At 67.8% G+C, this 23,938-nt stretch carries 17 protein-coding genes and 2 pseudogenes; 9 read left to right on the top strand and 10 right to left on the bottom strand.

Annotated features, from left to right (window positions below; all coding sequences use genetic code 11):
• The first annotated feature begins 70 nt into the window (after positions 1 to 70).
• From ABZ208_RS35185 to ABZ208_RS35210, 6 genes are all read left to right on the top strand, one after another.
• On the top strand, positions 71 to 1,111 hold the full coding sequence (locus ABZ208_RS35185) for a BMP family ABC transporter substrate-binding protein (RefSeq protein WP_356913507.1): 1,041 nt from the start codon (positions 71 to 73) through the stop codon (positions 1,109 to 1,111).
• Positions 1,112 to 1,316: 205 nt separating this feature from the next.
• Positions 1,317 to 2,891: an ABC transporter ATP-binding protein gene (locus tag ABZ208_RS35190; protein WP_356913525.1), complete on the top strand. Its 1,575-nt coding sequence runs from the start codon at positions 1,317 to 1,319 to the stop codon at positions 2,889 to 2,891.
• Entirely contained in the window at positions 2,888 to 4,000 is a 1,113-nt protein-coding gene (locus ABZ208_RS35195) for an ABC transporter permease (RefSeq protein ID WP_356913508.1), read from the top strand. Before ABZ208_RS35190 ends, ABZ208_RS35195 begins: the two co-directional genes overlap by 4 nt.
• Positions 3,997 to 5,286 (top strand): ABC transporter permease, encoded by a 1,290-nt coding sequence (locus ABZ208_RS35200; RefSeq protein WP_356913509.1) that lies wholly within the window; start codon positions 3,997 to 3,999, stop codon positions 5,284 to 5,286. The genes ABZ208_RS35195 and ABZ208_RS35200 overlap by 4 nt, the downstream gene beginning before the upstream one ends.
• Entirely contained in the window at positions 5,283 to 5,681 is a 399-nt protein-coding gene (locus tag ABZ208_RS35205) for a cytidine deaminase (protein WP_356913510.1), read from the top strand. Before ABZ208_RS35200 ends, ABZ208_RS35205 begins: the two co-directional genes overlap by 4 nt.
• A 108-nt stretch (positions 5,682 to 5,789) precedes the next feature.
• On the top strand, positions 5,790 to 7,067 hold the full coding sequence (locus tag ABZ208_RS35210) for a thymidine phosphorylase (protein ID WP_356913511.1): 1,278 nt from the start codon (positions 5,790 to 5,792) through the stop codon (positions 7,065 to 7,067).
• A gap of 100 nt (positions 7,068 to 7,167) precedes the next feature.
• On the opposite strand, the gene ABZ208_RS35215 is transcribed toward ABZ208_RS35210, so the two are convergent.
• A complete protein-coding gene (locus ABZ208_RS35215; RefSeq protein WP_356913512.1) occupies positions 7,168 to 7,773 on the bottom strand; it encodes a TIGR03086 family metal-binding protein in 606 nt (201 codons plus the stop codon).
• A gap of 193 nt (positions 7,774 to 7,966) precedes the next feature.
• Between ABZ208_RS35215 and ABZ208_RS35220 the strand changes: the two genes are divergently transcribed.
• Positions 7,967 to 8,254, top strand: a complete 288-nt coding sequence (locus ABZ208_RS35220; RefSeq protein WP_356913513.1) for an STAS domain-containing protein — start codon at positions 7,967 to 7,969, stop codon at positions 8,252 to 8,254.
• A 26-nt stretch (positions 8,255 to 8,280) separates the two neighbouring features.
• On the opposite strand, the gene ABZ208_RS35225 is transcribed toward ABZ208_RS35220, so the two are convergent.
• The 5 genes from ABZ208_RS35225 to ABZ208_RS35245 form a co-directional block, all read right to left on the bottom strand.
• Entirely contained in the window at positions 8,281 to 8,802 is a 522-nt protein-coding gene (locus ABZ208_RS35225) for a histidine phosphatase family protein (protein WP_356913514.1), read from the bottom strand.
• A 74-nt stretch (positions 8,803 to 8,876) separates the two neighbouring features.
• Positions 8,877 to 10,793, bottom strand: a complete 1,917-nt coding sequence (locus ABZ208_RS35230) for a protein-arginine deiminase domain-containing protein (protein ID WP_356913515.1) — start codon at positions 10,791 to 10,793, stop codon at positions 8,877 to 8,879.
• 242 nt (positions 10,794 to 11,035) lie between these two features.
• Positions 11,036 to 12,046, bottom strand: a complete 1,011-nt coding sequence (locus ABZ208_RS35235) for a sigma-70 family RNA polymerase sigma factor (protein WP_356913516.1) — start codon at positions 12,044 to 12,046, stop codon at positions 11,036 to 11,038.
• Between the two features lie 91 nt (positions 12,047 to 12,137).
• Positions 12,138 to 12,806 carry a L,D-transpeptidase family protein gene (locus ABZ208_RS35240; protein ID WP_356913517.1) on the bottom strand — a complete coding sequence of 223 codons (669 nt, stop codon included), beginning with the start codon at positions 12,804 to 12,806 and terminating at the stop codon, positions 12,138 to 12,140.
• Between the two features lie 245 nt (positions 12,807 to 13,051).
• Positions 13,052 to 14,335, bottom strand: coding sequence for an MFS transporter (locus ABZ208_RS35245; RefSeq protein WP_356913518.1), 1,284 nt, complete (start codon positions 14,333 to 14,335; stop codon positions 13,052 to 13,054).
• A 62-nt stretch (positions 14,336 to 14,397) separates the two neighbouring features.
• Here ABZ208_RS35245 and ABZ208_RS35250 point away from each other — a divergent pair, with 62 nt between their 5' ends.
• On the top strand, positions 14,398 to 15,351 hold the full coding sequence (locus ABZ208_RS35250; protein ID WP_356913519.1) for a LysR family transcriptional regulator: 954 nt from the start codon (positions 14,398 to 14,400) through the stop codon (positions 15,349 to 15,351).
• A gap of 249 nt (positions 15,352 to 15,600) precedes the next feature.
• On the opposite strand, the gene ABZ208_RS35255 is transcribed toward ABZ208_RS35250, so the two are convergent.
• Both ABZ208_RS35255 and ABZ208_RS35260 read right to left on the bottom strand, forming a co-directional pair.
• Positions 15,601 to 16,356 carry a hypothetical protein gene (locus ABZ208_RS35255; protein ID WP_356913520.1) on the bottom strand — a complete coding sequence of 252 codons (756 nt, stop codon included), beginning with the start codon at positions 16,354 to 16,356 and terminating at the stop codon, positions 15,601 to 15,603.
• Positions 16,346 to 19,000, bottom strand: a pseudogene (locus tag ABZ208_RS35260) (RHS repeat-associated core domain-containing protein); the annotation flags it as partial. The gene ABZ208_RS35255 and the pseudogene ABZ208_RS35260, both read right to left, overlap by 11 nt.
• A 73-nt stretch (positions 19,001 to 19,073) precedes the next feature.
• Between ABZ208_RS35260 and ABZ208_RS35265 the strand changes: the two are divergent.
• Positions 19,074 to 19,436 (top strand): hypothetical protein, encoded by a 363-nt coding sequence (locus ABZ208_RS35265; RefSeq protein ID WP_356913521.1) that lies wholly within the window; start codon positions 19,074 to 19,076, stop codon positions 19,434 to 19,436.
• 265 nt (positions 19,437 to 19,701) lie between these two features.
• On the opposite strand, the gene ABZ208_RS35270 is transcribed toward ABZ208_RS35265, so the two are convergent.
• Positions 19,702 to 20,187, bottom strand: coding sequence for a hypothetical protein (locus ABZ208_RS35270; protein ID WP_356913522.1), 486 nt, complete (start codon positions 20,185 to 20,187; stop codon positions 19,702 to 19,704).
• Between the two features lie 338 nt (positions 20,188 to 20,525).
• Positions 20,526 to 23,938: pseudogene (locus ABZ208_RS35275) on the bottom strand (DUF6531 domain-containing protein); the annotation flags it as partial.

The raw sequence follows: 23,938 nt of genomic DNA on the forward strand, positions 1-23,938 counted from the left end.
GCGCGTTACGATCGGCCCGAAATCAGCGCCGGAAGTGGCGCTTTCGGCCAGTCCTGAAGGGACCTTCCTCGTGCGCCGGGTATCCAAGATCACCGCCGCGTGTGCTGTCACCGCGGCCCTTGCTCTCACCGCGACCGCCTGCGGCGAGTCCTCCACCGAGTCGACCGGCTCGAGCGAGGGCAAGCTGAAGATCGGCATGGCCTTCGACGTCGGCGGCCGTGGCGACAACTCCTTCAACGACTCTGCGGCCCGCGGGCTGGACAAGGCCAAGGCCGAGTTCGACGCTGAGACCAAGGAGCTCACCGCCAAGAACGGCGAGACCCCCGCCGACCGCGAGCAGCGTCTCGCCTCGCTCGCCGAGGGCGGCTACAACCCCGTCATCGGTGTCGGCTTCGCCTACAAGGACGCGATCGACTCTGTCGCGGCCAAGTACCCGAAGACCACGTTCGGCCTGGTCGACTCCGTCTCGGAGCAGAAGAACGTCGACTCGATCGTCTTCACCGAGGAGCAGGGTTCCTACCTCGCCGGTGTCGCCGCCGCCCTCAAGTCCAAGGACGGCAAGATCGGCTTCATCGGTGGTGTCGACCTTCCGCTGATCAAGAAGTTCGCCGCGGGCTTCGAGCAGGGCGTCAAGGAGACCGACCCGAAGGCCTCCGTGCAGATCCAGTACCTCACCACCGGTACGGACCTCTCCGGCTTCGGCGCACCCGACAAGGGCAAGGCTGCCGCGAAGGGCATGCTCGACAAGGGCATCGACGTGATCTACGCCGCCGCGGGCGGTTCCGGTGCCGGCTCCATCGAGGCCGTCGCCGCCAAGCCGGGCGCCTGGTCGATCGGCGTGGACTCGGACCAGGCCAAGGACCCGGCCCTGTCGAAGTACGCCTCGACGATCATGACCTCCGTCGTCAAGAACGTCGACACCGGTGTCTACGACCTGGCCAAGTCCGTCAAGGACGGCAAGCCGCTGACCGGCACGCACGCCTACTCGCTCGCTGAGGACGGCGTCAGCCTCACCACCACCGGTGGCCACATCGAGGACATCCAGGCCAAGATCGACGAGGCCAAGAAGAAGATCGTGGACGGCACCATCAAGGTGAAGACCACCACCTGATCCCTCGTGTGATCGGGGCCCGGCGAGAGGCTTCGGCTGACTCTCCGGGCCCCGACGCACGCGGCCCCGTCTTCCGGCCCTGGCCGGTATTCGGGGCCGGCCCCGATTACTTCTCGACGCTACGCGCGTAGCGTCCCTGTTCACGCGGTATTTTTCGCGCCATCCACCGCCTTCGCTCCCCCGCTCCTGCCAAGGAGAGTGCGCCATCAAAGCGTCCAGCAGTCCCCATGCCGTAGAGCTCCGCGGCATCACCAAGCGATTCCCGGGAGTCGTGGCCAACCACGACATCGACATCACCGTGCGCCGCGGCACCGTCCACGCCCTCGTGGGCGAGAACGGCGCCGGCAAGTCCACTCTGATGAAGATCCTTTACGGCATGCAGAAGCCGGACGAGGGCACGATCGCGGTGGACGGCGAGCAGGTCTCGTTCCACGACCCCGGCGACGCCATCGCCCGCGGCATCGGCATGGTGCACCAGCACTTCATGCTCGCGGACTACCTCACCGTCCTCGAGAACGTCGTCCTCGGCTCCGAGAAGCTGTACGGCATCGGCGACAAGGCCCGCGCCAAGATCAAGGAGATCTCGGACGCGTACGGCCTCGGTGTCCGCCCCGACGCCTTCGTCGAGGACCTCGGTGTCGCGGACCGTCAGCGCGTCGAGATCCTCAAGGTCCTCTACCGCGGCGCCCGTACCCTCATTCTCGACGAGCCGACCGCCGTGCTCGTCCCGCAGGAGGTCGACGCACTCTTCGACAACCTGCGCGAGCTCAAGGCCGAGGGCCTGACCGTCATCTTCATCTCCCACAAGCTGGGCGAGGTACTGACGGTCGCCGACGAGATCACCGTCATCCGGCGCGGTACGACGGTCGGCAGCGCCGACCCGAAGACCGTCACCACCAAGCAGCTCGCCGAGCTGATGGTCGGCGCCGAGCTGCCCTCGCCGGAGACCCGCGAGTCGACCGTCACCGATGTGCCCATGCTCCAGGTCGAGGACCTGCGGCTGACCGCAACCGACCCCGACGGTGTCGTCCGCGCGGTGCTCGACGGCATCACCTTCACCATCCACAAGGGTGAGGTGCTGGGTATCGCGGGTGTCGAGGGCAACGGCCAGTCCGAGCTGGTCGAGGCGATCATGGGCATGCGCCACCTGGACACAGGCATGGTGAAGCTGGACACCACCGACATCTCGCAGTCGCCGACCCGCAAGCGGCGCGAGGACGGCATGGCCGTCATTCCCGAGGACCGCCACCGGCACGGACTGCTGCTGGAAGCCCCGCTGTGGGAGAACCGCATCCTCGGTCACGTCACCGAGAAGCCCAACAGCAAGGGCGCGTTCCTCGACATCAAGGCGGCCCGCGCCGACACCGAACGGATCGTGCGCGAGTACGACGTCCGCACTCCCGGTATCGAGGTCACCGCGGCCTCCCTCTCCGGCGGCAACCAGCAGAAGCTGATCGTCGGCCGCGAGATGAGCCACAACCCCAAGCTGCTGATCGCCGCGCACCCCACCCGGGGCGTGGACGTCGGCGCGCAGGCGCAGATCTGGGACCAGATCCGCGAGGCGCGTCGCGAGGGCCTTGCGGTTCTGCTCATCTCCGCCGACCTGGACGAGCTCATCGGGCTCTCCGACACCCTGCGGGTGATGTACCGCGGCCGGCTGGTCGCGGACGCCGACCCTGCGGCGATCACCCCCGAGGAGCTGGGCTCGGCCATGACCGGCGCGGCGACCGGCCACCTCGAGCACCCTGATGACAGCGCCCCGGAGGACGAGGCCCGATGAAGAAGTTCGACAAGGAGCGAGTGCTCCTCGGGCTGGCGGCTCCGCTGCTCGCGATCGCGGCCGCGTTCCTGGTCTCGGCGCTGGTGCTGGCGGCCACCGGCAAGGAGCCGTTCAGCGCCTTCGGCATCATGTTCGACTACGGCGTGAAGTCGGACAGCCAGGTCTACATCCTCAACAAGGCGACGACGTACTACCTGGCGGGTCTCGCGGTGGCCATCGGCTTCCGGATGAACCTGTTCAACATCGGCGTCGACGGCCAGTACCGGCTCGCTGCCTTCTTCGCCGCCGCCGTCGGTGGCGCGCTGGCCCTGCCCGGTGTCCTGCAGATCCCGCTGATCATCATCACCGCGATGATCGTCGGCGCCATGTGGGCAGGCATCGCCGGTGTCCTCAAGGTCACCCGGGGTGTCAGTGAGGTCGTCTCGACGATCATGCTCAACATGATCGCGACCGCCATCATCGGTTACCTGCTTCAGCCCGGCCGCCTCGGCCACCTGGACGAGGCCGGTACGAAGGTCTCGACGACGCCGATTCCCGAGTCCTCCCACTTCTTCGACTTCCCGACGACCCCGGAGCCGATCTGGGGCTTCGTCGTCGTCGCGATCGTGGCGGGCGTGGGGTACTGGTTCACACTCTCCCGCACCCGTTTCGGCTTCGACCTGCGCACCGTCGGCCAGTCCGGCTCCGCCGCCGAGGCGAGCGGTGTGAACGTCAAGAAGATGGTCGTCACGTCCATGCTGATCTCCGGCGCCATGGCCGGCCTGATCGGTATGCCGACGCTGCTGAACGAGTCGTACGAGTACAGCGGCGACTTCCCGATCGGTATCGGCTTCACCGGTATCGCCATCGCCCTGCTCGGCCGCAACCACCCGATCGGCATCGCCCTCGGCGCGATCCTCTGGGGCTTCCTGGAGCGCGGCTCCCAGAAGCTCGAGTTCGAGGGATACGACAAGGAGATCGTCGGCGTCATGCAGGGCGTCATCGTGCTCTGCGTCGTCATCGCATACGAAGTGGTGCGCCGCTACGGCCTCAAGCGCCAGCAGCGGCAGGTCGGCGAGAAGCTCGCCGCCCAGGCCCGTAACTCCGACAACCAGGAGGTGTCGGCGTGACCGCCACGGCGACTTCCACCCCGCCGCCCGCGGCCCCCAAGGTCTCCGGCGGCAAGGGCGGCCGCACCCGTCTCTCCTTCCCGGTGATCCTGCTGATCATCGCGGGCGCGCTCGTCGCGCTGTCCGCCGTGCGCGCCATCACCGGCGCGGAGGACCTCACCTCGGCGGGCCAGATCAACGCGGCGCTCTCGATGGCCGTGCCGATCGGTCTGGCCGGTCTCGGCGGTCTGTGGGCCGAGCGGGCCGGTGTGGTCAACATCGGTCTCGAAGGAATGATGATCCTCGGCACCTTCTTCGGTGCCTGGGCCGGGTGGCAGACCAGCCCCTGGCTCGGTGTGCTCGCCGGTGTGCTCGGTGGCATGGCCGGTGGTCTGCTGCACGCGGTGGCCACCGTCACCTTCGGTGTCGACCACATCATCTCCGGTATCGCGATCAACATCCTGGCCGTCGGATTCACGACGTACTTCGCCAAGCTGTGGTTCAACTCCGGTGAGGCGGCGGCCAAGGGCGGCAGCCCCAAGCAGTCCCCGCCGGCCGAGGAGATCACCTCGGTGACCGTTCCGGGACTCTCGGACTGGCTCGTCTCGATCGAGAAGCACCACTGGTTCTTCGTTTCTGACCTCGCGGGCATCCTCGGCGGCCTGGTCACCAACCTGTCGCTGCTCACGATCGTGGCCGTCGGGCTGTTCTTCGGCACCTTCCTGGTGCTGTGGAAGACCTCGTTCGGTCTGCGGCTGCGCTCCTGCGGCGAGAACCCGATCGCGTCGGAGTCGCTGGGCGTCAACGTCTACAAGTACAAGTACATCGCGGTGATCGTCTCCGGCGGCATGGCCGGGCTCGGTGGCGCCTTCCTGTCCCTGGTCACCTCGCACATCTACAACGAGGGCCAGACCGGAGGGCGCGGCTACATCGGCCTGGCCGCGATGATCTTCGGTAACTGGCGGCCCGGTGGACTCGCGATGGGCGCAGGCCTGTTCGGCTTCTCCGATGCCCTGCAGCTGCGTGCGGGCGGCCAGTCCGTCCACGCGCTCCTGTTGCTGCTGGCCGTGGTGCTGGTCGCGCTCGGCGTGTGGAAGGTGTACCGCAAGCGGTATCCGACGGCCGCGATCAGCCTGGTCGTCGCCGCCGGCGTGTTCGTCTGGTACAGCCTTACGGACACGGTGCCCACCGAGTTCGTGAGCGCCACGCCGTACGTCGTCACCCTGCTGGTCCTCTCGCTCAGCGCGCAGCGGCTGCGGATGCCCAAGGCCGACGGCATGCGGTACCGCAAGGGCCAGGGCAAGTGACGACCGCACCGGAGGTCGACTGGGAGGCCCTGCGCGAGGCGGCTCGGGATGCGATGTCCCGTGCGTACGCCCCGTACTCGGGCTTCCCGGTCGGTGTCGCCGCGCTGGTGGACGACGGCCGCACCGTCGTCGGCTGCAATGTGGAGAACGCGAGTTACGGCCTCGGTCTGTGTGCCGAGTGCGGGCTCGTCTCCCACCTCCACGCCACCGGTGGCGGCCGGCTGACCCACTTCGTCTGCGTGGACGGCGAGGGCAAGGCCCTGGTCCCGTGCGGCCGCTGCCGCCAGCTGCTGTACGAGTTCGGCGGGCCGGAACTGCTGCTGGAGACGCCGGAGGGCATCGTGCCGCTCTCGGCGATGCTCCCGCAGGCCTTCGGGCCCGGCCACCTCAGGTAGTGCACGGACGGCCCTTCCGCGGTGCGGAAGGGCCGTCGCCCTTCATCCTCTCTATGCGCGTAGAGTCGCGCACCAGTACGACGTACGTACCGCCGGAAGGAAGTCACCATGGACGTCATCTCCGTCATCCGCACCAAGCGCGACCGCGGCGAGCTGAGCCCCGAGCAGATCGACTGGGTCATCGACGCGTACACCCGCGGCGAGGTGGCCGACGAGCAGATGTCAGCCCTGGCCATGGCCATCCTGCTGAACGGCATGAACCGTACGGAGATCGCCCGCTGGACGGCGGCCATGATCGCCAGCGGTGAGCGCATGGACTTCTCGTCCCTGTCCCGCCCGACCGCCGACAAGCACTCCACCGGTGGCGTCGGCGACAAGATCACGCTGCCGCTCGCGCCCCTGGTCGCCGCCTGCGGTGCGGCCGTCCCGCAGCTGTCCGGCCGCGGCCTCGGCCACACCGGCGGCACGCTCGACAAGCTCGAGTCCATCCCCGGCTGGCGGGCCCTGCTCTCCAACGAGGAGATGCTGCACGTCCTCGACACCACCGGCGCGGTCATCTGTGCGGCGGGCGACGGCCTGGCCCCCGCCGACAAGAAGCTCTACGCCCTGCGCGACGTCACCGGCACGGTCGAGGCCATCCCGCTGATCGCCTCCTCGATCATGTCCAAGAAGATCGCCGAGGGCACCGGGTCGCTGGTCCTGGACGTCAAGGTCGGCACTGGCGCGTTCATGAAGAACATCGAGGACGCCCGTGAGCTGGCCTCCACCATGGTCGGTCTGGGGACCGACAGCGGCGTGAAGACCGTCGCGCTGCTCACCGACATGTCCACCCCGCTCGGACTGACCGCCGGCAATGCCCTGGAAGTCCGGGAATCCGTCGAGGTCCTGGCCGGCGGCGGCCCCCAGGACGTCATCGACCTCACCGTGGCCCTCGCCCAGGAAATGCTCGTCGCGGCCGGAATCAAGGACGCCGACCCGGCGAAGGCGCTCGCCAACGGCTCCGCCATGGACGTCTGGCGCCGCATGATCGCCGCGCAGGGCGGTGACCCGGACGCCGAGCTCCCCGTCGCCCGCGAGCAGCACGTGATCACCGCCCCGTCCTCGGGCGTGCTCACCCGCCTCGACGCGTACGACGTCGGCATCGCCGCCTGGCGCCTCGGCGCGGGCCGCGCCCGCAAGGAGGACCCGGTCCAGGCGGGCGCGGGCATCGAGATCCACGCCAAGCCCGGCGAGCCGGTGACCGCGGGCCAGCGCCTGCTGACCCTGCACACGGACACCCCGGAGAAGTTCGAGTACGCCCTCCAGTCCCTGGGCTCGGCGTACGACATCGCCCCGACGGGCGCGGAGTTCACCCCGAACCCGATCGTGCTGGACCGTATTGCCTGACGTGCAGCTGCCTGCGCGTGAACGGGACCGGTGGACCGCCACCGGTCCCGTCAGGCACACGTCACCCCCGCTCCGGCCGGGCCCCGGCGGAGTGGAGCGGTCAGAGCGCGGGAGGAGCCCAGCCGGGGTTACGGCCGAGGTGGCGCAGCAGCTGATCGGCCTCGGTTCCCGGGTCACCGTCCGGGGCCGCCACCACCGGGGCGAAGGCGAACGCGCGCAGCTGCTCCGTCCACGGTTCGCCCGCCACCGCGAGCAGGGGCTGCGCCAGCGACGGCGGCAGTGGCAGATCCTGGCCTGTGGCCACGGCTATGTCCCAGGCGTGCACGGCCGCGTCGAGGGCGCACGCCCCCGCGCCGACCCACAGCGGCAGCGGTCCTACGGGCAGGGGTGTGGTGACGGTCTCGGCATCCGCGGGCACCGTCTGCCAGGCGGCGGAGACCCGGTCCAGGATCTCGTCCAGCTCCTTCACCGGATCGGCCTCGAAGGCGTCGGCCGGCTGGAAGGGATCTGACTCTGGAAGTCCTTCGCCCGTGATGAACGCGCCGTACGCCTGCTGGTCCAGCCGTGCGTGATTGAGCACCTGGCGCACGGTCCACTCGGTGCAGGGTGTCGGGCTTCCCCAGGCGTCGTCAGGCACCCCCCGCACCGCCGCGCGCAGATAGGCGTGTGCCTGCTGGACCAGCTGCAGACCGTCGATCTCGGACATCTGATCTCCCCGTGTCGTCGTCCTTGTCGTGCTCGTGGTCGTGCTTGTGGTCGTGCTCATGCCCATGGCAATCCTATGGGCATGGCGTGACGGTTGATCGGGTTCATTGCGTCGATGATCTGTCTCCGGCCCGTCGTACGCGTCGCACGCGATGAGTTGCGTCCGCCGCAGCCGTCTCCCTGATGTGGATGCCATGGAGCCTGTGGTCGTGCGTATGGCCGGGAGGATCACCCCGGCCGATGGACCCCGCCTGTGTGAGGAGCTGGCAGCGAAGCTGGGCCGCGCCGGCACCAGGGAAGCGGCCGACGGGGACGTGATCTGCGACGTCGGAGGCCTCACCCAGGTGAATCTCGCCGTCGTCGACGTCCTTGCCCGGCTCCAGCTCACCGCCCGCCGGCTCGGCGGCCGCCTCCGACTGCACGGAGCCCCGCCCGAGTTGCTCGCGCTGCTGGTGCTGGTGGGCCTGGACGAGGTGGCGTAGTGCGCTGTGCCACGGCCGGGGGAGCCTCACGACCGTTGCCCGCGCGCCACCTCGAAAGCGGTCAGCCGCGCCACACCCGGGCCGAGAAAGTCCCACGAGCCCTGCCACTCCAGTACGGCGATCGCGCAGGTCGGGAACTTCTCCCTGGCGCGGGCCAGAGCATCGTCCGCGGATGTGCGGGCCAGTGTCAGCACCAGCTCCTGGACGGCCGGGTTGTGGCCGACCAGCAGCACGGTCTCCGTCCCGGGTGCCGTACGGCGAAGGACGTCCAGGAGCTCACGGGCGCCGGCGTGATACAGGTTCATGTCATGGACCACGGGCGGCGGCGCGTCCAGCGCCGCCGCCGCCAGCTCCCATGTCCGCCGGGCCCTGACGGCGGTGGAGCAGAGTACGAGATCCGGCACATGTCCGCAGCCGCGCAGCCACTGGCCGGCGGCCGGGGCGTCGCGGCGCCCGCGCTTCGCCAGCGGGCGGTCGTGGTCGTCCACCCCCGCCGGCCATGCGGACTTGGCATGCCGTACCACGATCAGTCGGCGCACCACCGTCACCCGACCCACCTCCCTCTCATGCCCCTGGACCTGATCGTACGGTCGGCCGAGCGGCGGGATGCGGCTCGTCGACGCTACGGCCTCCACCACGGTGCGGACGCATCACGCAGCGTGTTCGTGCCGCAGTGCACCTCGCCCGCACCGAGGTGGTAGGTGTACCAGTCGTCGAGGTACGAAACCTTCATGCCCGCTCCGGAGTATGCGGCGTTCACAGCAGAGGTGAAGATGTCCTTGCCGCCGATGACCGGGCCCCATTGGCGCGGGGCCAGATAGCGGTTGTCACCGAGCACGATGCCGTTGACCGCCCCCGGGACGTACGCGCTGGTCATGACGGTTTCCCGGGCCGCGGCACCGTCGGCGTGCCGCGCGAGCTCCTTCTGCTGTCCGTACTCGCGGACCGCGTCCGGTGCCTTGCCCGCGCCCATCCGCGTCAGCCGCGGCATACGGTTGCCCTGCTCCTCGTCCCCCGTACCCCGCGTGTACAGGGCAGGCACGTGCACGACCTCGGCGTCCGTCACGCCCGTCTCGCGTTTGAGGATCTCGAGGTTCGCCTCGATCCGCTGGGCGGCCATGGTGTTGTCCTTCACCAGCCACTTCGATGCCAGCGCCTGGTCGATGGTCTCCTTGGGGGCGGGCAGGCCACGGGCTCCCGGCACCGAGAACATGCGCGTCCTGCCGTGACCGGCCGCCTTCGCCTCGCGCAGCAGCCGCAGCCCTGCCTCGGGGTCGGCGATCCCGATCTTCCAGCCGCGCGGCGTGTCGGCGGGCAGGAACTGGACGAACTCGTCCACATGCCCCACGTGCAGCCACGAGGTGTCAAGAAGCAGCGGGTCCTGGAAACCCTGGGACTTCAGCAGGGTCCGCATCGCCCGTGCGGGCTTGGAGCCGTTGTCCTTGCGCTCGCCCATGATGATGCGTCCGGCCGGGAAGGACCGGCCGCCGTACGAGTACGGAGGGACGGTCTCCAGGTTCCCCATCGAGTTGAGGGTCCACTCCTCCGAGTCACGGACCCCGGACACCTGGACGACTCCCACGCCGTTGCCGCGCAGCTTCTCGAACAGCTCCCGCCCGGCCTCGCGGTCCGCCTGCGCCGACCGCAGCATCACGCGTATCGCCTGCCGTCGCCCGTCCGGGCCGGTCATGCTGACATAGCCGGGCTCGACGAAGTCCTGCGCCCAGATGTCCCCGTACTTGTCGAAGGTCAGCAGCGGCTTTCCGATCCCGGCCGATGCGACCTCCGCCGCAAGGCCCTTGACGAACGCCTGCTGCTGACGCGCGAATTGGTCCCTGCCTTTCACCTTGGTGACCAGCAACTGCTGTGCCTTCTGCAGATGGTGGTGGGTGAGCAGGGGTGCGACCCGCAGGGTGACGTCGTCCGAGGTGCTGCGCCCGCCGGAGGCCACGGTCAGGCGGATCACGGCGCGGCCGTCCCAGACCGCGCTGTCGCGGATCACGTCCCTGCCTTCGACGCCGAGTTCCACACCGGAGCGGAGCTCTGCGGCGGTCAGGCGGGTGGTGGCAGTGACCTGGGTCCAGCCGGTGGAGCGTTTGACGAAGACCCGCGTCTTGCTGCCGCCCTTCACTACCTTCAGGGTGCCCGACGCCGTGGCGGGCAGGTTCGCCATCGGCACGGAACGCACCCGAGCAAGGTCCGCCGCGTCGGCGGAGCCGTTCACCTTGGAGTCGGCCGCGTCGTTGCAGGCGGCCAGCTTGGCATCCGACAAGGGCCGACCGTTTGCGCCCTTGACCGGACACCGCTTGGTGTCGTCGTCGATGTTGGGGAGGAGGACCGCTCCCCTCCCGGCCGACCAGGTGTCCTCATCGGCCGTGTCGGTCGCGCCGGTGACGTCCACCCGCCCGTCCCGGTTCACGTCCGCCCGGAGGTCGACCCGGGGCGGATCCGCCGCGAACGCCGGTGACACGGGCGCCAGTACGGCCCCGATCACGGTGAGAGCCAGCGCGGCACGGCTCGAATGCCTCGTACCCAACATGCGTCCCTTCCTGAACTTCGGGTGTCAGGCCCGAAGAGGGAAGGGACGCGGGAACCGTTGCGTGCCGACGCCGGGATCATCCCGGAGACGTGCGAGGGCCCTACCGAGGGAGGAGGAGACGTTGCCCCAGGGCAGGTTGAGGAATGAGGCATCCTGGGGTAGAGGCACGCGAGATTGCGACGTGGCCGAACTGCGTCGTCGTCATGTCCGGCCATGAGAGACATGCATGGCCCGGATCCGTCCTACAGGTCCGCCGAGCCCGCCGGTGCGCCCTCCTTGTCCAGCCGCTGCGGCAGCTCGAACAGCGGGAACCAGCGCTTGGTGTCCAGGAAGAAGTCCATCCCGCCCACCTTGCCGTCCGAGATCTCCAGGACGATCAGCGCCCACGGCTCGTACCCGTCGCCCGATTCGCTCGGGTGGTAGTGCGCGAAGGCCGGGGCGCCGTTCGCCACGGTCGGCACCAGCTTCGAGCCCCGGCACACGTCGCCGACGCCGAGCATCCAGCCCACGATGTCGTCGTGGCCGCGCAGCCACAGGTCGTACGGAGGCATGGACATCGTGGCGTCCTCGTGCAGCAGCGCCGTCAGCGCCTGCATGTCATACCCCTCGAAGGCCGCCACGTACCGGTCCAGGAGCTTCTTCTGCTCCTCGTCCAGCGGGTCGGCCGTATCACTCGCGGCCGGCGACGACTCGGCGAGCGTCGCCCTCGCCCGCTGCAGGGCACTGTTGACCGAGGCGACCGTCGTGCCCAGCAGCTCGGCGACCTCGCTCGCCTTCCAGGCCAGCACCTCGCGCAGGATCAGCACGGCCCGCTGCTTGGGCGGCAGATGCTGCAGCGCCGCGACGAACGCGAGCCGGATCGTCTCGCGCTCGACCGCTGTCTCCGCCGGGTCCACGACGGCCGGCATCACCCGCCCGTCCGGCACCGGCTCCAGCCAGGTGACCTCCGGACGGGCGCTGAGCCGGGCCTGGGCCACCGGTGTCGGGTCGCTCAGGTCCATGGGGCGGGCCCGGCGGTTGCCCGCGTTGAGCATGTCCAGGCAGACGTTCGTCGCGATCCGGTAGAGCCAGGAGCGCAGGGAGGAGCGGCCCTCGAACTTGTCGATGTTCCGCCAGGCGCGGACCAGCGTGTCCTGCACCGCGTCCTCCGCCTCGAAGGCGGAGCCGAGCATGCGGTAGCAGTAGCCGGTCAGCTCTCTGCGGTGCCGCTCCAGCCTGGATTCCAGATCCTGTGTCGTTGCGAGATCGCTCATCGGGTTCACCCCTGTTGCCCGTCGGCCCAGCGCTCTGACCGGCACTCCGGCCATTACTTCGGAACCTACAGGAGGGGACTGACAATGCGGGTCACGTTCCGGGCTTGCGCCCGTACACGTACACATCGTCCCCGTTGCGCAGCAGATTCCAGTAGGCTTTCGCGTCCGCCGAGCGCATGTTGACGCAGCCGCCCGAGCCCGGAGGGTTCCACATCGACTTGGTCGTCGAGTGGAAGGCCTGCCCACCGTCGAAGAACTGCGAGTACGGCATCGACACGTGGTAGATCGTCGACCAGTGGTTGATGCTGCGCCAGTAGATCTTCTTCAGGCCGGTACGGGTCTCGGTGCCGTTCTTGCCGGTCCGCACCGGCACCGGGCCGTACTTGAGCCTGCTGCCGTCCTGGACCCAGCTCAGCTGCCTGGTCAGGTCGACACAGGCGATCCGGCCCTTGTTCGTCGGGCACTTGCCGGCCGCGTTCGGATTGTTCCCGGCAGCCTTCTGCGCCAGCATCGTGTTCATCGTGCGCCAGGTGATCGGCCCCGCGTAGCCGATGGTCGGGGTGATCCCGTGCTTGGCCTGGAAGGCACGGATCGCCTGGCAGTCGGCCGCCGACTGCCGCCCGTCCACCGGGCGCCCCAGGAACTTCTCCACCTGCTTCTGGTACGGCCCCGTCGACGTGGTGCACGACGCCGCATGCGCGGTCCCGCTGCCGAGCACCACCGTCAGCGGGACCACCAGACCGGTCAGCCCGAGCACCACGCCCGCGCGTCTTTTCGATATCGCTCTCGCCCTTGTCACAGCCCCCAGCTCCCCTTCACGCACCGTGCGGGTGGTTTGCCGGTTGAGACACGCGAAGGGGAGCTTCAGTTGCACGGATCGGTGCGTATTCCGGTGCGTATTTCGGTGCGTATTCGGGTGTGGACCTCCGGGGTGGATTCCGGCGTGGCGTCCCCGTACGCAGACCGGTCCCGGTACCGGCCCGGGACCGGTACCGAGGCGCGAGATCAGTGCTGCACCGCCGGGGCCATCAGCCGTTGCCGGACCCGCGCGGCATGCGACCCGTACAGCGTGATCGACACGACGCCGAGCACCGCGAGCAGCCCCAGCGCCACCGTTCCGCTCCAGCCGCCGGCGTGGAACGCGATCGCGCCGAGCGTGCCGCCCGCGCTGCTGCCCAGGTAGTACGCGGACTGGTAGAGCGCCGACGCCTGCGCGCGGCCCGTCTTCGCCGTACGGCTCACCGACGACGAGGCGACGGCGTGGCCGGCGAAGAACCCGGCGGTGATCAGCACGAGGCCCAGCAGCACCCCGGCCAGCGAGTTCGTCAGCGACAGCAGCAGGCCCGTGGCGGTCGTGGTGACCGCCAGATACAGCGCGCCGCGCCGCCCGAGCCGGCCGGCCAGCCTGCCCGCGGCCGCGGAGGAGACCGTACCGACGAGATAGACCAGGAAGATCGAGCCGACGACGCCCTGCGGGAGGGAGAAGGGCTCCTCGACCAGCCGGTACCCGATCACCGTGTAGACCGCGCCGAAGACGGTCATGAACAGCGCGCCGATCGCGTACAGCCGCATCAGCAGCGGGTCGGCGAGGTGACCGCGCACCGCCCTGGCCAGGGCCGTCGGGTTGAGCGAGCCGGGCGTGAAGTTCCGTGCCTTCGGCAGCATGGCGCGGAACACCAGCGCGCACCCGAGCGCCATCAGGCCGACCGCGGCGAGGGCGGCGCGCCAGCCCCACAGCTGTGCCACCCAGCCGGTGACGATCCGGCCGCTCATACCGCCGATGCTGTTGCCCGCCACGAACAGGCCGATCGCGGCGACCAGGGCCTTGGGCCTGACCTCCTCCGCGAGATACGCCATCGCAGAGGCCGGCAGCCCGGCCAGGGCCGCACCCTGCACGGCGCGCAGGGCCACCAGCCACTCCAGGTTCGGTGCGAACGGCACCAGCAGCCCCACCACGACGGCGACCGCGAGGGACACGGTCATCACGGAGCGCCGCCCGAACCGCTCGGACAGTGCGCTCAGCGGCAGTACGCACAGAGCCAGCGCGCCCGTCGCCGCGGAGACCGTCCAGCTGGCGGCGCTCGCGCTCACGCCGAAACCGGCGGAGACGGCGGGCAGCAGCGCCTGCGTGGAGTAGAGGAGGGCGAAGGTCGCCATGCCGGCGGCGAAGAGCGCGAAGCTCATCCGGCGGTAGCCGGGGGCGCCGGGAGCGAGCCGGGTGTCGGAGGAGACGGGGGACTGCGAGGCGGCGCCCACGAGGGTGGGCGCCTTGGTACTTGCGGGAGGCATACATCGAAGGTAGGGCGCGCATTTTCATGCGTCCAATGCATGGAATGCCGATAATCGTTCCCATGGTGCATGAACGCAGCTCAGAGCCTCGGCTGTCACCGAGTAGTTACGAAGAAGACATCGCGCTGCAGCTCGCGCCGCGGCTCGCATACTTCGCCGGGGTCGCCCGCCACGAGCACGTGACGCGCGCCGCGCAGGAGATGGGTGTGCCCCAGTCGACGCTGTCGCGGGCGATGGTGCGCCTCGAACAGGACTTGGGCGTCGCCCTGTTCGCCCGCAAGGGCCGTACGGTCTCCCTCACCCCGGCCGGCCGCACCTTCCTCGGCTCGGTGGAACGGGCCCTGGCGGAGGTGGAGCGCGCGGCCGAGTCCGTCCAGGCGGATGCGGACCCGCGGGCGGGCAAGGTCGCCTTCGGCTTCCTGCACACCATGGGCTCGGAGACCGTGCCGGAACTCATCCGGGCCTTTCGCGTGGACCATCCCCGGATCCGTTTCACGCTCGTCCAGAACTACGGCGAGGCGATGATCGAACGGCTCCGGTCGGGTGAGCTCGACCTGTGCCTGACCTCGCCGGTCCCGGACGCCCCCGACCTGGTCGCCCGCCGCCTGGACGAACAGCGTCTGCGCCTGGTGGTCCCCGACGACCACCGCCTTGCCACCCGCAAGCGCATCCGCCTGGCGGAGGCGGCCGACGAGACGTTCGTGACGCTGGAGCCGGGCTACGGCCTGCGCCGTATCACGGACGACCTGTGCGCGGAGGCGGGCTTCACGCCGCGCGTGGCGTTCGAGGGCGAGGAGGCGGAGACGCTGCGCGGCCTGGTCGCGGCGGGCCTGGGCGTGGCGCTGCTGCCACCGCCGGCGGTGGCGCGCCCCGGCGTGGTGGAACTGACGGTGACGGCGCCGAGGGCGGTCCGCGAGATCGGCGTGGCCTGGCTGGACGGCCACCCGGACACGCCACCGGTGGCGGCGTTCAAGCGGTTCCTGCTGTCGAGGCGGGGGCAGCTGCTGCCGGACTGAAGCGCTCTCGCACCCGACTTGCGGCTCTGCCCTAAGAACTGGCTGTGGTGTGAGGGCGGGGCTCACTTCGCGTTGTTCATCGCTCTCCCAGCACCTTCTCGATCAGGGTCAGGGACTCGCCAGACCTGAGAGCCTGCGACTGGATGAATCCCAAAGCGGATCGACAGCACCCGGACCTCAACACGTTCCTGACCGGCCGGAAAATCAATAATCGCGCTCGGGTCGCTCCGGTAAGCGGCGGCCCGGCGCTCAGAGGTAGGCCATCCCCCCTCCCGCCTCCGCGAGGCGGGCGATCTCCCGGGCTCCCGATTCGCCCTCGAGGATCACGGCCAGGGTCGTCAGACGGTCCGCCACGGCATGGTACGACGCACTGGAACAGAAGATCACGGTGCCCGCGAGCGGATGTCGGTTCAGAGGAACGAGCGGCATGATCCCCATGCCGACCGCCACTTCCAGATAGAGCGACACCAGTTTCCTGCGCTGTGCTTCAAGAGCCACGCTGTTCTCGACATCGAAGGCAAGGGAGAAGTGACTCTCCAGCAGTTGGGCGGAGCAGGTCCATGCCTCCGCTGCCAGGGTGGAGGGACCGATCCCGAACGCGTAACCGGACCTCTTGCGCATCAGGGGTTCCACGGCTGAATATTCGACGTCACCGCATTCCGGGTAGCGGCGATAGACCGATTCCATGAACGGCATCGCGGGAAACCGCTTGGTGCCCGCTCGCAGCCCCGTCCTGTGCAGACTGAGCGTCCGGTCCGCGGCCGAAGGGCTCGGCTCCGCGGCCGCGATGGCCGCCGACCACGTGAAAAGGTGATGCTCAGGAAAGACCCTCAGGGTTTTGGAGAAGTCGGCCTCCTCTTGCGCCGGGTCGTACATCACCCAGAAGGCAGAGATGCCGGGGAGCTCCCCCTCGGTGGCCGCGACCGGCTCGGCCTCCGCGGGACTCCACGTCCGCTGCCCGACGATGACCGTCCCGGGGCCGCTCTGTGGGGTACTACTCGGCACCTCTGGGCCTTCCTTGCAGTCCGTATGCGGAGTCCATGTCGCCATAGTAGACGTGTTCTCCCTTGGGACCGTGGTAGTGAGGGAGCGCCCACTCTTCCTTGTCCTTGAAATAGTGTCCGTTGGCATGGTGCTCGATCTCCACGAGATTTCCCTTGGAATCGACCGCTATGACGGTCTCCCACGGCTCCCCTTGAGGACCGGTGAGGTTCGGGTTCTTACCCCAGTGTGGAGTTCTCTCGCTGACAGAAGGATCGGTCACGTCATACCGGCGCATCACCTCGCGGAGAGCGTCCTCCTGGGTGGGATACACCACATCACCCCGTGCCGGATTGAGCGGCACATGGTTCTCCTCGCCCCCGATCGGGCAGGGGCCGAGGCCCCAAGGATCCGACCACAGGAGGGGGTTGTGGACGTAGGCGACGGGGTTCGACGCGGGCGCGAGACCGAGGGGGTCCGGTGTGAGATAGCGGGCCGTCTCCGGGTCGTACATCCGGAAGTAGTTGTAGTGGAGGCCGGTTTCGGTGTCGTAGTACTGACCCGGGAAACGCAGCGGGGTATAGGCAGCGGCGCTGCGATTCCATGATGTGGCGCCCCAGAGTGTGCTCCGGGTTTGCCAGGCGATACCGCCGTGCTCATCGACGAGTTCGCTGGGCGTGCCGACAAGGTCGGTGACGATGGCGAAGAATCGGGAGTCGACCTCCTCCTGCGAACCTTCGCCCGCGGTGATCCGCTCTGTCTGAGCGATCGGATGCAGACCCTGGTGGTCCCAGGTGACAGTGACCGCGTGAGGCAGCGCCGACGACACGGTGGTCTGCTCACACAGGTTCGTACCGTCCCACGTGAACTCGACGCGCTCCACAACCGTTTCCCCGTCGGGCGCGAGGCGAAGCTTTGCAGTACGGCGCCCCAACGGGTCATAGGTGTAGCGCCACAGCGTCCCGTCGGGCGTCACGACCGACGTCAGCCGGTCCTCGACATCCCATCGGTACTGCCAGATATCCGCCTTGCGGGAAGGACGAACTTTACGGCGCCGTACGAGGCGCCCCAGGCTGTCGTAGTCGTACTGAGTGGTGCCGGCCCGTGTGAGCCTGGTCCCGGTGTAGTCACGGGAGCCGACGGCATCCTGCCCCGGGTGGCTGGTAGGCCACCCGGCTGCCGTCTGGTTGCCTGCCTCGTCATACGCGTACGTCTCCGTCCAGCCCGGTGCGCGGACGGTGATGACACGGCCGACTGCGTCGAGGTCGAACTTCCGGGCACCACCAAGGTGGTCGTCGATGCCGGTCAGTGCGCCGTCGGGACGGTAGGTGTACGTGCGCTGCTGAAGTGTTCGGCCGCTGCCGTGATGGCTGATCGATTGATCGGTGAGGCGGCCCATCCTGTCAAAGCTGTTCGCCGTGGACACCGATTCGCCGAAGCGACGGCCAAGTTCACGGCCGGCCGGATCGTAGGTGAAGTCCATATGACGACCGGACATCACGACTCGGGTCTGTCGGCCTATCGGATCGTACGTCCACTCGGTGGTGGCACCTGAGGGGGTCGTGCGGCCGGTCCGGTGCCCGGCCTCATCGTATCTGTAACTCGACGTGCGGCCGTTGACCGTCTCCTGCCGCAGCCGCCCGTACTGGTCGCGCAGCAGCACGAGGGTGCTGTCCGGACCTTCTGCCTGCGCGAGACGGCCCGTGAAGTCGTAGGCGAACGTGGTGGTATGCCCGTCGGCGTCCTTGCGGGTCACCTGGCCCAGCACATTCCGCTGCCAGGTGATCGTCTGGCCGAGCGCATTCCTCCGGGTGGTCAGGCGGCCGGCTGCGTCGTGGGTGTAGGTGAGCGTCCTGTGGTCGAAGTCGGTCTCGGATATCAGGCGCCCAGCGGGGTCGTAGTCGTAGCTCCAGGTGAGACCTTGAGGGTTTACGACCTGGCGGATCCTCAACGACGCGTCGTGGTGGAATTCGTGGCGGGCACCGTCCGGATCGATGCGGGCAGCCAGCAGATCGAAGTGCGTGTACTCGAAGCGAGTGACGCCACCGACGGCGTCCACATGGGCGATGCAGTTACCCTCGCCGTCGTACGTCCAGGATTCACCGGTGCCATCCGGGGCGGTCCGGTGCAAGGGCCGTCCCTCGACGCTCCAGTCGAGCCGGGTCGTCGACCCAACGGGGTCAGTGATGGTAACGGGCCTGCCGAAGGCGTCCCGCTCGTAACGGGTCACCCCGCCCTGCGGGTCTGTCACTTCGATCGCGAGTCCGGTTCGGTCACAGCGGACCGTGGTCGTGTGACCGAGGGAGTCCGTGACTGAAGTGAGCTGCCCCTCCGCGTCGTAGGTGAAGTGGGTGCTCATGCCGGCAGGGTCGGTCACACTCGTGCGGTTACCGCGCTCGTCGAAGGTCTGGCGGGTCACATTGGCGTCCGCGCCAACGATACGTACCGGGAGACCGAGTTCGTTGTACTCGGCGCGCGACTGCCGCCCGTCCGGCCGTTCCATGACGGTCAGCCGTCCGTGCTCGTCGTAGCTGGAGCGGGTCACGTGGCCGAGGGGATCTGTCCGGGACAGCAGGCGGTTGCGGTGGTCGTAGTCGAAGCGGGTGACCGCGCCCAAGGCGTCGACCTCAGCGACCATTTGGGAACGGTCGTTGATGAGGTGACGCTCGGCATCACCGTCGGCGGCCGATTCCGCGACCTGGACGACCCGGACCGCTTCGTCTGGCTGCGCGTTCCCCGACATGACGCGCCGTCGGCGCTCGCTGGAGGCCTTCTACACCGGCCCTGTCTGGCGGAAGCACCGCGACGCGGCCAACGCCACCATGATCGACAGCGACGACGTCCTGCTGCTGCGCAGCCCGGGCTTCACATCGGAGCCGGGCACCCGTGAGGTGGTCGCGACCGTCTGCCATCCGTCCGACGCGGCCGCCTTCGACGCGTATGCCGCCCGGCACCTGGGCCCGGGCCACGCGCTGCACCGCACCGAGCAGAACGACTACCCCGTCCCCCGTCCGCACCGGGGAGGACGTCCGGGTCTGGTTCGGCCCGGCGGAGTCACCCCCTGGCCGACCCGGCGGCTGCGGCTCGAACCCGTGACGACTTAGCCGGTCGGCGAGCCAAGGCGAGAGGAGGGCGGAAAACTGTTGGTCAGAAATATGGACGCCTCCCCAGCCGAACCGCTCCCACGCTTGCGCCCGCTGAAGAACAGGAAGCGGAACATCAAACGCAGTACGGAATGCGGCGATGAAAGAGATAACGCCGAACGCTGAACCCAACTCGTCCCTGGAAAGCAAGGCCAGTTCCACTGCACCCTTGCCTTCCGCGTGAGCCGACCTCAGTGCGGCCGCGTACTGGTACGCGATCTTCGCGTCACCCCAGGCTGACGCTCCACACATCTCCGTGGCCCAGCCACGAGCCGCTGCGCTCCTCGTTGTCATTGCTGACCAGGACCGAAACCTTCGTCGAAACCGCACGGTACTCCAGGAAGTCACCCTGATCGATGACTGTCAGAGGCGGAAGACCAGAGGTCCGTTCGATCTCGCCGCGCAGCTCCTCCCAGGACACATGCTGAGGAAACGTGGTCTGCATCTCTTCTTGCCACCGCCGTGCCATTTCGTAGCGGGAACCAAGCCTGTGAAGCTCAATGGCGCCACCCGAAATCGTCCATTCGGAATCGAGATTGAAGTAGAACTCCACGAATCCGTAGTCTCTGCGCATGGTTAGCCCGTCGTCGCCGACCACGTCGATGAACGTCGCATGGATTGCTCGGTCAACCTCGGCAAGGGTCGAACCGATCCCTACCTCGTACAGCTTTCCCGTCGCGACGAACGACGCCATCAACTGAACAGCGATCACGGCCAGTTCTCCAACTTGTCTATGAGGGCTTCCATCTCGCCGGATCTGTTGACGTTGTTGCCCCAGTTGTGGGTCTTCATGTGATCCAGGGCCGACTTGGCCTTGGTGAGAAGATCCGCTCGAAGTTTGGGGTCGTTGTTAACGGCGTCAACAGCAGCCTTGACGCTCTTGTCCGAGGCCCAGCCGTGCTCGAGTCTGATGGGCGCCCCAGCAATGTTTCCGTCTTCGTCAACATACACGCGAACCTCGTCCTCGAGGCCCGGCTTCTTCTTGAGTGGAATATGGATGTGGGCGCCCTTGGTCGCCCAGTCCGACGCGACCGGAGAAACTCGGATCTTGCACGGTTTGAGCCCCAGAGGGTCGGCCCACGTAAGTGGTGCCGTTACGTATCCCGTCGGATTGGGCGCTGGGTCGAGTCCGAGGGGATCGGCGCTGATGTACCGCGCCGTTTCCGGGTCGTAGTACCGATGGAAATTGTAGTGGAGCTGAGTTTCGGGATCGAAGTACTGTCCTGGGAAGCGCAGCGGCGTGTACGCCGTGCTCGTAACCGCCCACGAGGTGCTGCCCCAGAGGGTGCTACGGCTCTGCCAGGCCAAGTCGCCATTTTCGTCGATGAGTTCAGTGGGGGTGCCGATGAGGTCCCCGACGATTGCGAAGAAGCGTTCGTCGATCTCCTCCGGTGAACTGTTCGCCGGGCGGATACGCTCCGTCTGCGTGAGGGGACGCATGCCGTCGTGGTTCCAGGTGACGGTCACCGGATCGGGGAGGCTTTCCCCTACGGTCGTCTGCTCGCAGAGAGTGACGCCATCCCAAGTGAACGAAACCTGTTCCACCACCGTGCTGTTGTCGTCCGCCAGGCGCTCTTTTGCGATGCGGCGCCCCAGCGCGTCATACCGATACCGCCACATCGTCCCGTTCGGTGTGATGACAGACGTGAGGCGGTCCTCCGCATCCCAGTGGTACCGCCAGGTCTCGGGCTTGCGGGACAGGCGGGTCTTCTGCCGCAGTACGATCCGCCCCTGGGCGTCGTGCTCATAGCGGGTACTGCCGGCACGCATGATGCGCAGCCCTGTGTAGGTGCGCGTCCCTGCGGCCGCGTGACCGGGGTGCGAGGTGGGCCACGTTGCAGCTGTCTGGTTGCCCGCTCCGTCGTACGCGTAGCTCTCGGTCCAGTTCGTGGCGTGGACCGCTGTGACCTGCCGACCGCGTCCAGGTCGAAGGACCGGGAACCGAAGAGTTGGTCCCTGGCACCCACTACGTGGCCATCAGCACGGTAGGTGTAGCTGCGCCTTTGGACACTGCGGCCTCGAGCCGTGATGTTCTGGTCGATAAGTCGTCCGACTGAACTGTACGAGTTCCTGAGCGTTACAGACTCGCCGATGAAGCGTGTCAACTCCTGACCCTCGGCGTCACGTTCGAAGGCGACTGTGCGGCCGGACGTCGTGAGTGCGGTGCAACGATTGGCAGCATCGTACGACCTGGTGCTCCTGACGCCCGTTGGTGTGGTCCTGCGGGTGCGGCGTCCGAGCGCGTCGTAGTCGAATGCGAGCTCACTGCCGTTCACGGACTCGGCTCGCAGCCGGCCGAACCGGTCCCGAAGGCGGGTCAGAGTGGCATCCGGACACGCGGCGACGGCCAGCTCATCGAATATGTCGTACTCATACGTCGTGACGCTGCCGTCCGAATCCTTGCGGAGAACCTGGCCGAGTGGATTTCGGTCGAACCGGATGACTTGTCCCATGCCGTTCGCCCGTGAGATCAGGCGGCTCCCGGCGTCGTACGCGTACTTCAGGACGCGGCCGTCGAAGTCGGTCTCGGAGATGAGCCTCCCGACAGGATCGTACTCGTAGGTCCATGTCAGCCCCTGTGGATTCGTGACCCGAGTGAGTCGCAAATTGGTGTCGTGGCTGAACTCGTACCTGACACCGTCTTGAGTGGTCCTGGCCACGAGCAGATCGAAGTCTGTGTACTCGAAGCTGGATACGCCGCCCATGGCGTCGATGTGTGTAAGGCAGTTTCCTTCACCGTCGTAGGTCCAGGACTGCTCACTTCCGTCAGCTTCCACGCGGCGAGCGAGTTGCCCCTCCACGGTCCACTCGAAACGAGTGACAGCTCCCAGGGCGTCCGTTATGGACGTGGGACGGCCGAAGGCATCCCGTTCGTACTGGGTTGTTGCTCCCAGCGCATCGGTGATCTCCGAGGGGAGTCCGGCCGTGTCGCAGCGCATGACGATTGTGTGGCCGAGCGTATCGGTCACTGAGGTGGCATGGCCGTGGCTGTCATAGCTGAAGTGTGTGATTGCCCCCGATGGATCGGTGACGGAAGTCCGACTGCCGTGTTCGTCGAAGGCCTGTCGTGTGACCGAACCGTCGGCAGTGACGATCCGTACCGGATTTCCGGCGCCGTCGTACTCTGCTCGCAACGTGCGACCGTCGGGACGCGCGACCGTCAGTGGTCGACCGTGCTCGTCATACGTGGAGCGGGTGACATGGCCGAGGGGGTCCGTGACCGACAGCAGTCGGTTGTAGCGGTCGTACTCGAAGCGGGTCACCGCACCCATGGCGTCGATCTCGGCTACGACCTGGGAGCGTTCGTTGATCACGAACCACTTGGTGTGACCAAGGCCGTCGGTCATAGATGTCATACACAGGCCGGTGTCCGGGTCGGTGTCGTCCCACGTGAAGCGGGATTCGACATGCCCGTTCGCACCCGACTGGTATACGCAACGGTCGAGGTCGTCGTAGACGTAGTCGTAGTGACTGCCGTTGGTGTCGGTCCATGAGGCGATGCGGCCGTGCTCGTCGTAGCCGAAGCGAAGTGGCCTGCCCGACGAGTTGATGACGTCGGTGAGATGGCCGTCGGTGTAGCCGTAGCGGAGGACCTCCTGGTCACCGCCGTCGGGAGCCGCGCCTGCCAGGTGCAGGGCAGTGATCCGGCCGTCGCTGGTGGTGAGTTTCAGGTGGTATCCGCCGTGGTGGACGACGGAGGTCGGGGTACCGCTGCTGTCGTACTCGAAGGTGATCCAGCGGCCGTTTCGGTCGTCGATCTGGGCGAGGAGCGCCAGTTCGTCGCTGTGGTCGGCGAAGTGACAGACCTGGCCGGTGTCGGGATCGGTGATGGTGTAACCGTCGTTCACCCGGTTGAGGGGCCAGCGCCGTCCGTGCGTGGGCATGACCGGGACACCGGGTGCGGGATGCGGGTAGGCGAGCAGGCTGCCCTCGTCGCAGCTGAAGATGACGCCTTCGGAGTCGATCACAAGGCGTTGGTCGACGGTGGATGACCATCCGGGCCCGAACCAGCCCAGGGCGCGTCGCGAGGAGTCGAAGGTGCGCTTGAACACCAACTGCAGTGAGCCCGGGAGGGCGATGTCCGTCTGGGGCAGGAGCATCCTGCCGGTTGCGACATCGATGGGGTCGCCGTCGCACCTTGTCGCAGAGCACTGCTTGCCGTTGCTGTCCGGGTTCTTGTCGTGGTCCCCCCGGGTGCCGTCAGGCTTGCCGTGTCGCATGCCTGCGCGGAGGCCGCCTCGTAGGAGTCCTGAGCCCTTGGTGCCTATGAGTTCGGGTATGAGGCGTCCGATGAATTCGGCGGGGTCGCCCTTTGCTGCTTCCCAGGCGTTCTTCAGGGCGCGGTCGGGGTTGGCTGCAGTGGAGACAAGGCCGGCGAGCGTCATGTTGACGCCCTTGTAGTACTCGGCCGGGTGGGTCAGGTTGTAGCCGTCGATCGGGTTGATCGAGCGGACGAAGTTGAC

The organism is Streptomyces sp. NPDC006208, assembly GCF_040613775.1.
Lineage (GTDB): Bacteria > Actinomycetota > Actinomycetes > Streptomycetales > Streptomycetaceae > Streptomyces.